The organism is Flavobacteriales bacterium (genome assembly GCA_016699575.1).
Lineage (GTDB): Bacteria > Bacteroidota > Bacteroidia > Flavobacteriales_F > PHOS-HE28 > PHOS-HE28.
In genome coordinates this window covers 3,965,874-3,980,755 of sequence record CP064979.1, presented here as the reverse complement: position 1 = coordinate 3,980,755, position 14,882 = coordinate 3,965,874, and the positions used below count along the sequence as shown (strand labels likewise).

At 59.5% G+C, this 14,882-nt stretch carries 14 protein-coding genes and 1 tRNA gene; 5 read left to right on the top strand and 10 right to left on the bottom strand.

Annotation, left to right across the window (positions count from 1 at the left end):
- Nucleotides 1-67: 67 nt before the first annotated feature.
- Both IPJ76_16660 and ychF read right to left on the bottom strand, forming a co-directional pair.
- Nucleotides 68-685, bottom strand: a complete 618-nt coding sequence (locus tag IPJ76_16660) for a hypothetical protein (protein ID QQR86206.1) — start codon at nt 683-685, stop codon at nt 68-70.
- Between the two features lie 96 nt (nt 686-781).
- Entirely contained in the window at nt 782-1,879 is a 1,098-nt protein-coding gene (ychF, locus tag IPJ76_16655; GenBank protein QQR86205.1) for a redox-regulated ATPase YchF, read from the bottom strand.
- Nucleotides 1,880-1,931: 52 nt separating this feature from the next.
- Here ychF and IPJ76_16650 point away from each other — a divergent pair, with 52 nt between their 5' ends.
- Nucleotides 1,932-2,153: a hypothetical protein gene (locus IPJ76_16650; GenBank protein ID QQR86204.1), complete on the top strand. Its 222-nt coding sequence runs from the start codon at nt 1,932-1,934 to the stop codon at nt 2,151-2,153.
- 10 nt (nt 2,154-2,163) lie between these two features.
- Here the strand turns inward: IPJ76_16650 and IPJ76_16645 are convergent, their stop codons facing one another.
- Entirely contained in the window at nt 2,164-3,375 is a 1,212-nt protein-coding gene (locus IPJ76_16645; protein ID QQR86203.1) for an NAD(P)/FAD-dependent oxidoreductase, read from the bottom strand.
- A gap of 93 nt (nt 3,376-3,468) precedes the next feature.
- On the opposite strand from IPJ76_16645, the gene IPJ76_16640 reads away from it, so the two are divergent.
- The 3 genes from IPJ76_16640 to IPJ76_16630 all read left to right on the top strand — a co-directional run bounded on the left by IPJ76_16640 (nt 3,469) and on the right by IPJ76_16630 (nt 7,954).
- The gene (locus IPJ76_16640; protein ID QQR86202.1) at nt 3,469-4,995 is read left to right on the top strand and encodes a hypothetical protein; all 1,527 of its coding nucleotides are present in this window, start codon (nt 3,469-3,471) and stop codon (nt 4,993-4,995) included.
- A gap of 77 nt (nt 4,996-5,072) precedes the next feature.
- Nucleotides 5,073-6,098 carry an endonuclease gene (locus IPJ76_16635; protein ID QQR86201.1) on the top strand — a complete coding sequence of 342 codons (1,026 nt, stop codon included), beginning with the start codon at nt 5,073-5,075 and terminating at the stop codon, nt 6,096-6,098.
- Between the two features lie 98 nt (nt 6,099-6,196).
- A complete protein-coding gene (locus IPJ76_16630) occupies nt 6,197-7,954 on the top strand; it encodes an AIPR family protein (GenBank protein QQR86200.1) in 1,758 nt (585 codons plus the stop codon).
- A 74-nt stretch (nt 7,955-8,028) separates the two neighbouring features.
- Here IPJ76_16630 and IPJ76_16625 read toward each other — a convergent pair whose 3' ends face one another.
- The 5 genes from IPJ76_16625 to IPJ76_16605 all read right to left on the bottom strand — a co-directional run bounded on the left by IPJ76_16625 (nt 8,029) and on the right by IPJ76_16605 (nt 12,266).
- On the bottom strand, nt 8,029-9,390 hold the full coding sequence (locus IPJ76_16625; protein QQR86199.1) for an OmpA family protein: 1,362 nt from the start codon (nt 9,388-9,390) through the stop codon (nt 8,029-8,031).
- A 72-nt stretch (nt 9,391-9,462) separates the two neighbouring features.
- Entirely contained in the window at nt 9,463-10,209 is a 747-nt protein-coding gene (locus IPJ76_16620; protein QQR86198.1) for a hypothetical protein, read from the bottom strand.
- A 49-nt stretch (nt 10,210-10,258) separates the two neighbouring features.
- Nucleotides 10,259-10,783 carry a peptide-methionine (S)-S-oxide reductase MsrA gene (gene msrA, locus IPJ76_16615; GenBank protein QQR86197.1) on the bottom strand — a complete coding sequence of 175 codons (525 nt, stop codon included), beginning with the start codon at nt 10,781-10,783 and terminating at the stop codon, nt 10,259-10,261.
- Nucleotides 10,784-10,802: 19 nt separating this feature from the next.
- A complete protein-coding gene (dcm, locus tag IPJ76_16610; protein QQR86196.1) occupies nt 10,803-12,083 on the bottom strand; it encodes a DNA (cytosine-5-)-methyltransferase in 1,281 nt (426 codons plus the stop codon).
- A gap of 110 nt (nt 12,084-12,193) precedes the next feature.
- Nucleotides 12,194-12,266 (bottom strand) — tRNA-Gly (locus tag IPJ76_16605).
- Between the two features lie 112 nt (nt 12,267-12,378).
- Between IPJ76_16605 and IPJ76_16600 the strand changes: the two genes are divergently transcribed.
- Nucleotides 12,379-13,074, top strand: coding sequence for a response regulator transcription factor (locus IPJ76_16600; protein ID QQR88491.1), 696 nt, complete (start codon nt 12,379-12,381; stop codon nt 13,072-13,074).
- A gap of 6 nt (nt 13,075-13,080) precedes the next feature.
- On the opposite strand, the gene IPJ76_16595 is transcribed toward IPJ76_16600, so the two are convergent.
- Together IPJ76_16595 and IPJ76_16590 are read right to left on the bottom strand one after the other, a co-directional pair.
- Nucleotides 13,081-14,121, bottom strand: a complete 1,041-nt coding sequence (locus IPJ76_16595; GenBank protein QQR86195.1) for a N(4)-(beta-N-acetylglucosaminyl)-L-asparaginase — start codon at nt 14,119-14,121, stop codon at nt 13,081-13,083.
- 66 nt (nt 14,122-14,187) lie between these two features.
- Complete coding sequence (locus tag IPJ76_16590; protein QQR86194.1) at nt 14,188-14,835, bottom strand: T9SS type A sorting domain-containing protein; 648 nt, start codon at nt 14,833-14,835, stop codon at nt 14,188-14,190.
- Between the last annotated feature and the right edge of the window lie 47 nt (nt 14,836-14,882).

The window sequence follows — 14,882 nt, the reverse complement described above, 5'->3', positions numbered from 1 at the left end:
CCTCTTCTTTCTCCCAATAAGGCGAAGGCCGCTCCGTACGGGGCGGCCTTCGCTGTTGCGCAACCGGTCACGCCGCTACGCGCTGCACGATCACCTTGCACGGTACTGCGCTCGTCACCACTACTTCGTGCACCACATGCAAGGGAATGCTGTGCACACTACCAGGGCTGAGCCGGGTGGTTGAGGCGGCAGTGCGGATCTCGCAATTGCCTTCGATGACAAGGAACTTCTCAATAACGTCGGTGTGCACTTCCTCAGGCGAACCCTTGTGCATCCAAACGATGGCCGTGAGTGCCTGGGCAGTTTGTCCGATCGGAATGAAGAACGGGTCATCGTAGTCTGCGGGCGGTACCATTTCCGGCAGGTCAAGCCATTGGGCGTAATCACTGCGGGAGCTACCGGCGTGCAGGATAGGCGGCGTGCCGGGCTCGTCCTGGTGCCAGGCAGCCGACTTCAATCGTTCCAGTATGCTGGCCTTCAGGTTCGGCTTCGTGACTTCCGTTGTGCACTGCGACGAACGCTCCAAAGCCGCCTCCAAGCGTGCCAGTTCTTCGCGTACCGCCGGGTGGTTGGCACATGCCCTCAGGACAGCGAAGCGCTCATCGGCCGGTAGCGTACCCAACACAAAGGCTTCCAGCTTGCCGCTGGCAATGAGTTGTTGGGCCTCGTTGGGCGTGTTGTCCACGTGTAAAGCCGCACTTACGGCTAAAGTAGGTCTGTTGGATCGGGCGTTCCCGGGGCTTCGACCAAAGCGATCAACTGGCCGGGGTTGGCGGTGGTCCTAGACGTTGAAGAGGAAGTGCATCACATCGCCGTCTTTCACGATGTACTCCTTCCCTTCCGTGCGCAGCTTGCCCGCAGCACGGCACGCGGCCTCGGTGCCCAAGGTGATGTAGTCATCGTATCCGATAACCTCGGCGCGGATATAGCCCTTCTCGAAGTCCGTGTGGATCACCCCCGCCGCCTTGGGCCCTGTGTCACCCTTGTGGATCGTCCATGCCCGCACTTCCTGCACACCTGCGGTGAAGTAGGTCTGAAGCTCCAGCAGGTGGTAGGCCGCACGGATCAGCTTGTTCACGCCGGGCTCGCTCAGTCCCATGTCCTGAAGGAACATGGCGCGCTCCTCGGGGCTGTCCAGCGATGCGATCTCTGCTTCGATGGCCGCTGCGATCACCACCACATCGGCCTTCTCGACAGCCACGGCCTGCTTCACGGCTTCCACATGGGCGTTGCCGGTGAGCACGCTCTTCTCGTCCACGTTGCACACGTATAGGATGGGCTTGGTGGTGAGCAGCTGTAGCTCGCGCACCATCTCCGGATCGTCGTTGGCTTCAACGGCGGCGCGGGCGCTCTGGCCCTTCAGCAGCACGGTCCTGATGCGCTCCAGCAGGTCCATGCGTTTGCGGGCATCCTTGTCGCCGGTTGTGGCCTGCTTGGCGATCTTGCCGATGCGGGCCTCAACCGTTTCGAGGTCCTTCAGTTGAAGCTCCGTGTCAATGACCTCTTTGTCGCGAACAGGGTTCACGTTACCGTCCACGTGCACAACGTTCGGGTCGTCGAAACAGCGCAGCACATGCAGGATGGCGTCACAAGTGCGGATGTTGCCGAGGAACTGGTTGCCCAGCCCCTCTCCCTTGCTGGCGCCCTTCACCAGGCCGGCAATGTCCACGATCTCCACGGTGGTGGGCACAATGCGCTGCGGATTCACCAGTTCGGCCAGCTTGTTCAGTCGGCTGTCGGGCACGGTGATGACGCCCACGTTGGGCTCGATGGTGCAGAACGGGAAGTTGGCCGCTTGCGCCTTGGCGTTGCTGAGGCAGTTGAAGAGCGTGCTCTTGCCCACGTTGGGCAGACCTACGATACCGCACTGGAGACCCATGTCCTTTTGAATTGGGGCGCGAATGTATCCGGCACGGGTACCTTGGCGCACCATGAAACAACTACCCCAACTTATTGGCGCTGCGCTCTTACTAGTTGGCTACGGACTTTCACAGACTGGGAAGATCAGCCAAGAGAGTCTTGCCTACAATCTGTTCAACCTGTTCGGTGCCATTTTGCTGCTGATAGATGCCATTCGGGCGAAACAGTGGGGCTTCATAATCCTCGAAGCGGCTTGGGTTATCCTCACAATCCCTGCGCTTTGGCGAGCCTAGACCTTTCCTCTCAGTAGCCAACGTGTTTTCCGGCTACCCAGCCTGTGGTCCACGCCGCTTGGAAGTTGAACCCACCGGTGATGCCGTCGATGTCCAGAACCTCACCGGCGAAGAACAAACCAGGCAGCGTACGGCTTTGCATGGTGTTGGGGTCCACTGAGGTGAGGTCCACCCCACCGGCCGTAACGAATTCCTCCTTGAACGTGGTTTTGCCTTGGGCGGGATGACGGTCGTTCACCAGGCGGTCCAGCAGCCGGTTGCGATCATGCTTGCCCACCTCGGCACAGGGCTTTGTTGCGGGAATGCCGGCCTTGTCCAAATGCCACGCCCATAACCGTTCCGGCAGATCGAACGGGCAAGCATTGATGACCTGCTTCTTGGGGTGTGAGGACCAGTCGTTGTCCATCTCCGCGCGAGCTTCGTTCTCCGGACGGCCCACCCAGTTCACCTGCACTGTGTAGCGGTACTGCGCGGCCTGCAGCTCGCGGGCTCCCCAAGCGCTTAGGCGCAGCACCGGCGGGCCGCTGAAGCCCCAATGCGTGATGAGCAACGGCCCCTGTTCTTCGAGCTTCAATCCGGCCAGTCGTACGACGGCCTTGGGTGCCACAACGCCCATGAGCTCGCTCATGGATTTGTCCATCAGGTTGAACGTGAAGAGCGATGGAACCGGTTGGACGATTGGAACACCCAAGTCCGCCAACCAAGCGTAGCCTTCGGTTTTGGGGTGGCCACCGGCGGCAACAATAACCTTGTCCATGACCAACCCTTGCCCGCCCTCGAGTTCGATGGCGAACCCACCTTCGGTCTTCCGAAGGGCCCGGACCCCGGCGTTCATCCGCAGTACCACACCAGCCTTGTGCGCCGCCGACCGCAACGCCTCAACAATGGTCCCCGAGTCGTCCGTTACGGGGAACATCCGTCCATCTTCTTCGGTCTTCAGCTCCACCCCTTGGGCCTCGAACCAGGCCACGGTGTCCTGTACGCTCCACTGCTCGAAGGCCTTTTTCAGGAATCGACCGCCCCGCGGATAGTGCAGGGCCAATTTCCGAGGTTCCGGTTGGTCGTGGGAGACATTGCAACGGCCACCACCGCTGATGCGGACCTTGGCCAGCACCTTGCTACCCTTTTCCAACAGTTCAACATGGGCTCCAAGCCAATGCTCCCTCACGGAAATGGCCGCGAAATACCCCGCAGCACCGGCTCCTATCACCGCGACCTTCATCAGGATGCCAAAGATGGTAGTGCGGCTGGTGCGCCCTGGTCAGGGCAAACCCTACTTTCACACTGAATTGCCACAAGGCATCGCCCCACCACCATGAGAAAGGCTCTACCGTTGATAGCGCTCGTTCTATCCGGACTGCATGTTGCAGCGCAGGAGTTCGAGCGCAAATACACGCTTGACAACACCCAATTGGAGGTGAGCAATGCATCCTTGCTCGCGGATGGAGGCTATGCCTTGGCCATGTTGGATTGGGCCACCAATTCGTTCATCGTCATGCGCACGGACCAAAGCGGTGAGCCGATCTGGGCGAGGTCCTTCGCGCAACAAGCAGGCATTAGCTTGGGAACAGCCTCCACCATGGGCCAATTCGCGAACGGAGACGTCTATGCGCTCGTGAACGGATACGGCTCAATGGGCGAAATGCGCACTTTGCTCCGGTTCTCCCAGACCGGTGTCCTCATCTGGTCCAAGCAACTACAGTTCGGGAACATGTACGATATGGACTACTCCTATCGTGCGGCCAAGGTCAGCGAACAAACCAATGGCGACTTGCTACTCAGTATCCCGGCCACCATGGACCCGGTCATTGCCAAGCTCAGTGGCAATGGTGCACCCATCTGGGCCAAGAGCTTCACAAGCACGGAGGACACGCTTTATGACAAGCACCCCACCTTCGATTGTGAACCGACGGACGATGGTGGCTGTGTGATCTGCGGCAAGGACCGCGACTGGCCTTTCGTGATAAAGGTGGACGCCAATGGCAACGTGGTCTGGAACCAGACCTATTATCAAGTGACCACCTATAGTCACCTTCGCAATATGGAGATCCTGCCGAACGGGGACCTGCTCTTCGCCGGTATGCAAGATAGCTACGCGATGATGATGCGGATGAGCCCTTCGGGAACGATCCTCTGGATGAAGCATTACATGGACGACTACTACTTCGAGTCGTTGCGCCCTTTGGATGATGGGACCTTCATGATCGCCAACGGGACATACGGATCCCTGCTGCACGTGAACGCCGATGGTGATGTCCTCAGCCGGTTCGTTCAGAATTCGAACATGAGCTCAGGTCTTTTTTGCTTGAGCGGCGAAGGTGGTGCGGCGCATCTTGCGGGGAACGTATACGATAACAACACCTGGGAGTCAAATGCCTACGCCGCGCGGTTCGCACCTGACAGTCCTCCTGGCTGCTTGTACACTGAAGCTTCGGCTACCGTTATTGATAATCTTGGCGTGGCCAACACGGTCGGTACCACGACCATGGTTCAGCAGACCGAGCCGATGGTCGTCAACGACCTCGCCATCGCTTTCCAGCCGGTCTCCATCGCCGATGGTGCGCTGTGCGGTATTGCGGCCGGTATCGAAGAAACCGGGAACAACGCGGTGACATTGTTCCCGACGCTCGTATCCGAAGGTCAGCCCTTGACCATTGACCTGGGTTCGTTCACGGGCGCCCAATTCCAGTGGGTGGCATCCAACGGCGCGCTGGTGAAGCAGCAGAGCTTGAACACCTCCAAGGGCACGCTGATCACGGTTGATCTGGCCACTGGGCTCTACGCGCTGCTGGCCACGAGCAACGGCATATTGGTGCATACTGCCCGCATCGTGGTTGAATGATCGCCATACGAACGCTAAGCGAAGGCGGGCCCTGGTCCGCCTTCGTCGTTCCCACCCTGAGGAGGTACTTTGGCGGCATGAAGAGCGCTGCCCTGTTCTTGCTCGTTGGAAGCACTGCCGTGGCCCAACCCCCGCCCGGCTATTACGACAGCACGTTCGGCCTGAGCGGCGAACCCTTGCGCCTAGCGCTGCGCGACATCATCGACAACCATAGTGTTCAGCAGTACAGCGCTCTTTGGGGGCTTATGCAGAGCACCGACGACCGGCCTGACGGTTATGTCTGGGACATCTACAGCGATGTCCCGGGCCCCAACGAACCCTACTTGTACACGTTCGGGGTCGACCAGTGCGGCACCTACACGGGCGAAGGCGATTGTTTCAATCGTGAGCACAGCTTTCCACTGAGCTGGTTCAACGACCAGCCCCCTATGAACAGTGACCTGTTCCACATTTACCCGACCGATGGTTGGGTGAACCAGAAGAGGGGCAGCTTTGTTTATGGTGAAGTCACCAACCCCGATTGGACCAGCCAGAACGGCAGCAAGGTCGGTCCATGCGTGAACCAAGGCTGCGGAGGACAAGATGCGTTCGAACCCATCGACCTGTACAAAGGGGACCTGGCCCGCAGCTACTTCTACATGCTCACGCGCTACATGGACCAGACCTCCACGTGGCCATGCCCGATGCTCACCGGAGGCGAATTCAGCCAATGGGCCCAAAGCATGTTGTATGCCTGGCATAACCAGGACCCCGTGGACAATAAGGAGGTTGACCGCAACAACGCCATTTTTGCTGTCCAACTGAACCGCAACCCTTACATCGACAACCCCCAATGGGTTGATGCCATTTGGGGGCTTAGCGCCGGGGTGGACGATGCTGGCGAACCCAAGCCTCGATTATGGGCGGTGGGCAACCGGCTGTTCCGATCCATAGCGGTTCCGGCCCAAGTGGATGTGCTGGACGCCACCGGTCGACCGATCTGGGCCGGGACCTGGGCTGCCGGTGTTTCCGAGCTCGAACTTCCCGGGTTGGCGGGCCTGTTCCTTGCACGTGTGGACGGGTCCGACGGGGTGGCTGTTTGCCGCTACTTCAGCGGGAATTGACCCCTAAACGGGTCCTTGCCGTGACTTTTCCCGACCAAAAGGCTTGCGGATATGGTCGGGACTGTGCAGTTTCACGGCCCTAACTGAAAACGAAGGCCATGTCCATCACAGACGCGAAGATCTCCGCCGCCCATAAAGAGCTGAAGGGAAAGCATGGAGGAGCCCCGAACGACTATTTCGGACTGCTGTATCTGGAGGCTATCGTTGGCCTTGACCGGGAGCAAGCGTCTGAACAGGTGGCCTTCGGCGGAAGCTCCACGGGCATCGATGGCTTCCATGTTGACGCCAAGAAGAAGACCCTCCACCTGTTCATCTTCCGCAACTCGAAGAATGCGGACACCTTCCGCCCTGCTTTCGAGCAACTTCTGGGTGGTGGTTTGGAGCACATTTTCAGCAATGCTTCGGCCGATGATGCGCTGACCAAGCGCCTCCGCAGGAGCCTTAAGGAAGACCGTGACAGCATCGACAGGGTCCAGTTCCAGTTCGTTTTCTTGGGCGACCCCGCTGAAGCCGAGCGCGGCATCGTGCTGGACAAACTGCGCGAAGACCTCGAGAACAAGCAGTTCGTCATCAACAACTACTTCTCCGGGAAGCGGGTCACCATGGTGGTGGTCTTCAAGAGCGTTACGGGCAAGAGCGGTAATTCGACCGAGCACCGCACACACCGCTTCGAGCTTGAGCTGGGCAGCGTGCTGAACGCCGAAGGCCCCGATGGTGAGAGCCTGCACGTAGGGTTCATGCGCCTTTGGGACCTGCACACCATGCACAAACAGATGGGCGACCGTTTCTTCGAGCGCAACATCCGGTACGGCATGCCCGAAACCAGCCCGGCCAACCGGGCCATGGAGCGTGCCTTCAAGGACATGCTTATCGATGGCAGCCAAGACGAGAGCCGCTTCCTGTTCGATCACAACGGAGTGACTTTCAGCTGCACCAAGTTCGCGCACAACGCCAACGGCGTGAGCGAGATCATTGAGCCCCGCCTGCTCAACGGTGCTCAGACGGTAACGACGATCAGCCGGTTCCTCGAAAAGCACGAAGACCACAAGGACATCAGCCGCATCAAGAACCGTTTGAAGCACATCCACGTGATGGCCAAAGTGGTGAGCGAAGCGCCGGACGAGTTCGTGGTGAGCGTGACGATCAACAACAACCGCCAGACCCCGATACAGCCGTGGAACCTGCGTGCCAACGATATGATCCAGCTGCAGCTGCAGGATGCCTTCCGCAAGCTGGGCATCTTCTACGAACGGCAGGAGCGCAGCTTTGAAGGGCACAGCGCCGAGGAATTGGAGGAACTCGGCATCAGTGAAAGCCGTGCCATCGGCCTGCTGAAGCTGGCACAGACGTTCCTGGCCAGCGAAGGCGAGATCGACAAGATGCGCAGCATGCGCACTGCCTTCGAGGACGACAAGATCTATGACATGATGTTCACCCCGGGCCGCCTCAATGCCGACCCGCGACGGATCGTGCTCTGCTACAAGATCCAAGAGCGTCTGGGCCGCATCACGAAGGAGATCCTGGACAAAGGCAGCATCAAGTACGCCTTCCTGCCCAAGGCGCGCCTGCTGTTGAACGCACTCATGTGCCAAGCCGTCCTCAACGACCCCAACTGCGACAAGTGGTCGGAGGAGCACGGCACCGACATGGTGGTGAGCGTTGACTATGTGAAGATGCTCTACAACATGGCGAGCACCAAATGCCGTCCGATCTTGAGCGAGCTCATCGCCCTGCCGCAATACGCGGACAAGGTGGCTGAGGAGCGCTACGATTTCCTGCGCACGCACGCCGCCTTCAAGCACGCCATGCGCATTGCTGAGGAGCGCTACGGATGGAAAGTGCAGAAGCTGCGCTGAGCGCGCCCAGTGGAACAGAACGGAAGAGGCCGCTCAACACGAGCGGCCTCTTTCATTGAAAGCGATCGGGGCGGTTACTCCCAGAACGTGACCTTGAACTCAACGCGGCGGTTGGTAGCCCGGCCGGTCGATGTCTTGTTGTCCGCGACGGGCATCGTCTCGCCGTGGCCTTGTGAACGCAGACGGTCGCCGGATACACCGGCCTTGGTTAGGTACTCGCGCACGGCAGCCGCACGGTCGTCGCTCAACTTCAAGTTCTTGGCATCGTCGCCCTGGTCGTCGGTGTGGCCATGGATCTCCAAGTTGTAGGTCGGGTTCTCCTGCATCACCTTCACCACCTCGTTCAGGATGGTGTTGCTCTCCTTCTTAATGGTGCTCTTGCCGGTATCGAACTTGACCCCGGTGAGCGCACGCTGGAACAACTGCTTCGTCTTCTCGTTGATCTCCGGGCAGCCCTTCATGCTGGCCACGCCTTTCTCGTTAGGGCAGCGGTCGATATTGTCGGTAACGCCATCACCATCGGTGTCAGGGCAGCCCTGCTTGTCGGCGGGTCCGCTCTTGTCCGGGCAAGCGTCCATGGCATCGGTAACACCGTCGCCGTCCTTATCGGGGCAGCCGTCGAGGGTAGCCAAACCAGGCACGTTCATGCACTTGTCCAGTTTGTCGATCACACCGTCTCCATCGGTATCGGGCTCAGGATGCAGCACAAGGCTTACCCCGTCCACGAAGTAGTAAGCCCGTTGGCTATCACCGCCTTCGATCACCTTCACTTTCTCCATACCGGCTGTGGGGAATGCTCCGATCACGATGAAACGCTCACCGCCGTCAGCCTTGAACGTACCCTTCACATCCACCCAGTTGGCCTTGTCCTTCAGCACCTCGCGGGTGAAGACTTGTGGCTTCACGTCAAGATAGTGGCGGTGAGCGTGGGCCAGTTGTACGGGTGAGCAATAGGCACCGATGCCGCTGACCGCGCGGTCGCTGTGCTCGCCCAGGCTCACCTTGAATGCGATATCGTACTCCTTGCCGGCCTCAAGCGGACCGGAAAGCTCGATCTGCATGTACTCGCTGTAATTCTGGTAGGCTTCGATCCAACGCTCGTGGTCGTGCGTTCCAAGGAACGTCCGTTTCCAGTTGTGCTTGCGGTCGTCCTTATAGGCCACGAAACCGGCATAATGCTCACCGTCGCTCGGTGCGGCGCTGCCGAGTTCATTGTCGGGGATGGCCGTGCTCTTGTCCTTGCAATCTTTCTGGAACACGTCGCAACTGCCAGCATTGGCATTGCTCCAGCCGGTGGCGTGGTCCAGTTGATCCCAGGTGGTGACCGGGGTTCCGATGTCTTCGAACCCGGAATTGCGCACCATGTTCTGGGCATGGAGTGCCACCGGGCCTGTACAAGCTGCAATGGCAGCCAGACGCGTAAGTTGTTTCTTCATAGCGGGAAGGTTTTGGGTTGAACAGGGTTTGCGACGCAACAATGGCGCGAAGGTCACAAAACCCTGCGAACCTCACTTGTCCGGCTCCACTTCCCTCACGCTGATCCCATCGATGTAGTAGTAAGCGTATTTGTTGTCCAGCCCCTCGATGATCCTGGTCTGGTCCATGCCAGCGTGCGGGAACACACCGATGCACAACCAGCTCTCACCACCATCCGCCACGAACGTGCCCCGCACTTCGGTCCATTTGTCCTTGTCCTTGGTGATGGTCTCTGTGTAAACCACAGGCTTCTCGGCCAGGTAGTGCCGGTGGTAGTACTCCATCTTCTCGGGGCCGAAATAGGCGCCGATACCGCTAACGGCGCGATCGCTGTTCTTCGAGAGCCGGATGCGATAGACCACTTCGTAGGTACGCCCCTCGAACAAGGCTTGCTTCATCTCGCATTGGATGTACTCAGCGTAGAGGTTCCAACCGGGTTTGAAGAGTTCCTCGGGGTCGCTGCTTCCCCAATCGAAGCGCACATCGTCCTTCCATGCGTGGAAGCCCGCAAAGTGCTCACCATCAAAGGGATCGCAAGAGCCGTATTCATTATCCGGAATGCCCACGGTCTTGGCGGGGGCACTTTTGCTGAAGAGCTCGCTCATGCCCAACGTGGCGTTGCCCCAACCGGTGGCCAAACGGATCTGGTCCCATGTGTTGGCTTCCTTGGTGATGGTTTCGAACCCGCCGTTCTCGATGAGTTCAACGCCTTCATCGGGCGGTGCGGTGGCAAAGGCAACGGACAGGGTCGCGATCACTACGATGGTCTTCTTGTACATGTGCGTGGGGTCGGTGTGAAAATAGGGCAGTGATCAGGAACCGTGCCGTTCAACGGAATGCGGCGAACGCCTTGCGGAACTTTTCCAGCTTGGGCCGGAGTACGACGCGGCAGTACCCTTGGTCGGGGTTGTTGGCGTAGTAATCGTGGTGGTAGTTCTCGGCCGGGAAGAACTCATCCAGCGCAACCACCTCCGTAACCACCGGGGCGCCAAAAGCCGCACTGCCGTCCAACGCCTGCTTCATGGCTTCGGCAGTTGCACGCTGGGCTTCGTTCAGGTAGTAGACACCGGATCTGTATTGCTCTCCTATGTCCTCGCCCTGCCGGTTCAGGGTAGTGGGGTCGTGCGTTCCCCAGAACACCTCCAGCAACTGCGCGAAATTGACCACAGCAGGATCGAACACGATGCGCGCCACCTCATTGTGACCGGTCGTTCCCGTGCATACTTCCTTGTAAGTGGGGTTGCGTGTGCGGCCGTTGCAAAAGCCGGGCGTCACGGAAGTCACCCCGCGCACCTCCTTGAAGACCGCCTCAACGCACCAAAAGCACCCAGCACCCAGAACCGCTGTTTCCATGTTGCCGCAAAGGTGGCGGCTAACGCGGTTCCTTGGATATGGCGTCACCCAACGCCTTGCCGATGCGTTCCACGACGCCCACGACCAAGGCGTTCCCCATGAAGAACGCACGCCGCGCGGGATCCACGCCGGCCGTGTGGCCCACGGGGAACATGTTGAGTGCTTCCAGTTCCTCGGGTACCAAGCGGCGGAGCCTCCCTTCGGGGGTGCGCACCACGTGCTTGAACCGGCTGGGTGCCGAGCCCCCTTCCTTGGTGATGATGGTCCGTGACGGGCGATCCAACGCATCCGGGAAGACCATGGCGCCCTCCGCATAGGTGTAGCGATGTCCGGTGCGGGCCGTCCGCTCTTCGCGCTTCGCTCCTTTCAGTTGGCGCCACGCGGGCAGTTGACCGGCTTGAACGAAGAACTCTTTCGGAACCAGCTTGGTCGGCACCAGCACCTGGCCCAGCGTAGCCACCGGACCGGAATAGGCAGCCTTCACCTTGCGGGTGCGCACGGCACCATCAACCATCATCCCGCTGTTCTGGAACGGGCTCTTGGCGCGCTTGGCGTTGAAGCGGTCACTGACGGTCCGTAGGTTCTTCTCCAACGTGAAACGATGCTCCTTCTCTACGGGCTCTTGCACTGGAAATGCCTCGTTCAGCAGGCCACCGATAGCCGCTTCGGAAGCAAACTCGGCCTGCATCCGCTTGAACAAGGGACTTGAGCGGTGAACACCCAAGATGAAAACGCGTCTTCGACGCTGGGGCATGCCATAATCCGCGGCGTTCACCACGCGCCATTCAACAGCATAGCCCAAGTCGCTGAGACTGCGGAGCATTACCGCCATATCCCGACCGCGTTGTGCGGCGGGCGAGGCCAGTAGCCGATCCACGTTCTCCAACAGGAGGTACTGCGGTTTTCGGCGCTTGCCCTTCAGTATGCGATGGATCTGCCACCATAGCACGCCCTTCTTGCCCACCAAGCCCTTGGAGTTGATGAGCGTGCTGGCCACTGAATAATCCTGGCAAGGGAACCCCCCTACCAAAAGGTCATGGTCCGGGATGTCCGCCACATCAACCGTGCTGATGTCCAGGTTCGAATGGCCCTTCTTGCCGAAGCGCGCCGTGTACACATCGGATGCATGCTGCACCGAGGTGCTCGGCTCCCACTGATTGCTCCAAGCTACCTCGAATTTCACCGATCGCCGCCCGCGGGAAGCTGCCTCCAGCCCGAGCCGGAAACCGCCAACGCCAGCGAAGAGCTCCACCACCTTCAAGGTGCTGGTCCGTGCGGTCCCGGCCGTGCGCTTTGCCATGCGGGGCAAAAATGCCCGCTGCTTCAAGGTGGAAGGCGACCGGCGCAGCGAACCACGAACACCATGGCGTTAGCACCAACGAAAACGGAGGCTTGTGGCCTCCGTTCCGGAGCGGGAAACGGGACTCGAACCCGCGACCCTCAGCTTGGGAAGCTGATGCTCTACCAACTGAGCTACTCCCGCTTGTGCGGCGAATGTAGGCGGAGACAGGACGACGGGATGCGGCCGGACGCAACCTACTTTTGACCATCCCTTAACGTAGCCCCGTATGGACCTCGGTTCCTTTGCCGCACAAATGGAAGACGGCGTGAGTTGGACGAGTTCGAAAGTGCTTGTGGTGGACGACGAGGTGGATATCCTCGATCTGCTGAAGTACAACCTGGAACGGGAGGGCATGCAGGTGAGCACCGCCCAGAACGGCCGTGAGGCTTTGCGCAAGGCGAAGGAGCTCAAGCCGCACCTGATCGTGCTGGACATCATGATGCCCGGCATGGACGGCGTGGAGGTGTGCATGCAACTGCGCCAACTGCCCGAGTTCCACGATACGCTGATCGTTTTCCTGACCGCCCGCGGCGAGGACTATTCCCAGATCGCCGGGTTCGAAGCGGGTGCCGACGATTACATCACCAAGCCGGTGCGCCCGAAGGTGTTCGTGAGCAAGGTGAAAGCCCTGCTGAAACGCAAAGGCAGCGGGCGCGTTGAAGACCAAGTGATGGAGGCCAATGGCGTGCGCGTCGACCTCGACCGGGTTTCAGTGCATGTGAACGGTGCGCCCGTCCAGTTGCCGAAGAAGGAATTCGAGTTGCTCAGCCTGCTGATCTCCAAACCAGGCAAGGTGTTCAAGCGCGAAGACATTTACGGCCAAGTGTGGGGCAACGACCTCTTCGTGGGCGACCGCACCATCGATGTGCACATCCGCAAGCTGCGCGAGAAGATCGGCGAGCAGAACATCAAGACGGTGAAGGGGGTGGGCTACAAGTTCGACGCCTGAGCATCGTCACTCCCACTTCTTCGCGAAGGCAGCGTCGACCAGATCGTTGCCTTTTTCTGTGTGCAGCGCGTAGTTGAATCCATTGTACAGGCTGTAGGCTCCGTATGCGCCATCGGCGCGCAGGGCGAGGAACCCGACCTGCTGACCGGTCATGCCCGGGTGCTTTCGCATGATGCGTTCGACGGCCTGTTTGCAAGCTTCCTCCGGAGCCACACCTTGCCGCATCAGTTCGACCACGGTGTGGCTGCCTGCCGTGCGGATCATAAGCTCGCCAGTGCCTGTAGCGCAAGCCGCTCCGGCTTCGCCGTCCACGAAAAGGCCCGCGCCAATAATGGGCGAATCGCCTACGCGTCCACGGATCTTGAAGGCCAATCCACTGGTGGTGCAAGAGCCGGCCAAGCGTCCGTTGGCGTCCATCGCGATCATACCGATGGTGTCGTGGTTGTCCTTGTCGCCGGAAGGTGCGGTCCGGTTCTCGACGTTCACCCGAGTGCTATCAACCGATCCATTCTTCGTCTTCCATTCCGCCCAGGCTTTCCCGATATCTTCGGGCATGGGCAAGTCATAGCGTTGGAAGCCGTTCTCCAGTGCCCAGAGCTCGGCCCCCTCTCCTACCAGCATCACATGCGGCGTCTTCTCCATCACGGCGCGCGCCATACTGATCGGATGTTCGAAGCGGCTGACGAACGCGACTGATCCAGCGCGCCCGTCGTGGTCTTGGATGCAGGCATCAAGGGTGACTATGCCGGTGCGATCAGGCATGCCACCCAAGCCCACGCTCCTATTGGTGAAATCGCTCTCGGTCACCATCACACCCTGCTCCACGGCATCCAGCACGCTCCCTCCGCCACGCAGCACACCAAAGGCCTTGGCGTTGGCGGCCATTCCATGGTCCCACGTGCTAAGGACGATGGGACCCTTGTTGCCTTGCAGTGCGGGAGCAGGTTCCGGCACTCCTTCCTCAGCACCCGAACACCCGGCGAGCAAGGCCGCGGTTCCGGCGAGACTGAGCTTCAGGAAATCCCTTCGGTCGTTGGTGTGGTCCATGCCGTCGAAGGAAACGAAAAAGCCCCTCCCGGCATTCGGGAAGGGCTCTCTCAAAAGGTTATTGGCTTAGTGGGCCACCATCACGCGCTGGGCGTAAGTGTTGCCATTGTTGGTCACGTTCACCACGTAAACACCGTCCACGAGATCCGCGGTAGCGAAGTTGAACGTGCGCTGGTACACTTCGCTGAGCACTTGCGTGCTCACGAGTTTGCCGTTCAGGTCGGTCATCGTGACGACGGTTTCACCCTTCAAGCCGTTGAACGACAAGGTCATGAGTTCATTGGCGGGATTGGGGTAAACGCTCATGCCGGGAAGCGACTCGTTCTCGAAGAGACCAATGATCACGTTTCCATCCACGCGGATGGCTACATCGTCCACAAGACCATTGAACGCACTTGTTCCGTTCTCCTTCCCTTCGATCTTCACAGCGTGTGCGGCGCCATTGGCAAAGCTGGTGATGTCGATGGCCCACTCTGTGTAATCAACATAGGTGGTACTGTCCACAGCGGTAACCATGCCCACTTCCGTTCCGTCGATGTAAGCTTTCACGTAGTTGCCTGCAGTTCCGTCACCCACACCGGCGATCTTGAACATCATGATCAACTCCACCGTGGTGCCGGTAGGGATCAGAGCTGACTGCTCCAAAGAGCCGATCTCCGTGTCAGCTCCAGAGCCACCGTACCAAGCATAAATGCTCCTGCGAAGGGTGCACAAGGACCACCACAGGTTCCACAAGCGGCGTCGCAGAGCGGAGTTCCGAA

Coding starts and splice junctions, on each gene's coding strand:
- ychF (QQR86205.1), bottom strand. CDS start 1,879: ATGGGTCTCCAGTGCGGTATCGTAGGTCTGCCCAACGTGGGCAAGAGC.
- IPJ76_16650 (QQR86204.1), top strand. CDS start 1,932: ATGAAACAACTACCCCAACTTATTGGCGCTGCGCTCTTACTAGTTGGC.
- IPJ76_16645 (QQR86203.1), bottom strand. CDS start 3,375: ATGAAGGTCGCGGTGATAGGAGCCGGTGCTGCGGGGTATTTCGCGGCC.
- IPJ76_16640 (QQR86202.1), top strand. CDS start 3,469: ATGAGAAAGGCTCTACCGTTGATAGCGCTCGTTCTATCCGGACTGCAT.
- IPJ76_16635 (QQR86201.1), top strand. CDS start 5,073: ATGAAGAGCGCTGCCCTGTTCTTGCTCGTTGGAAGCACTGCCGTGGCC.
- IPJ76_16630 (QQR86200.1), top strand. CDS start 6,197: ATGTCCATCACAGACGCGAAGATCTCCGCCGCCCATAAAGAGCTGAAG.
- IPJ76_16625 (QQR86199.1), bottom strand. CDS start 9,390: ATGAAGAAACAACTTACGCGTCTGGCTGCCATTGCAGCTTGTACAGGC.
- IPJ76_16620 (QQR86198.1), bottom strand. CDS start 10,209: ATGTACAAGAAGACCATCGTAGTGATCGCGACCCTGTCCGTTGCCTTT.
- msrA (QQR86197.1), bottom strand. CDS start 10,783: ATGGAAACAGCGGTTCTGGGTGCTGGGTGCTTTTGGTGCGTTGAGGCG.
- dcm (QQR86196.1), bottom strand. CDS start 12,083: ATGGCAAAGCGCACGGCCGGGACCGCACGGACCAGCACCTTGAAGGTG.
- IPJ76_16600 (QQR88491.1), top strand. CDS start 12,379: ATGGAAGACGGCGTGAGTTGGACGAGTTCGAAAGTGCTTGTGGTGGAC.
- IPJ76_16595 (QQR86195.1), bottom strand. CDS start 14,121: ATGGACCACACCAACGACCGAAGGGATTTCCTGAAGCTCAGTCTCGCC.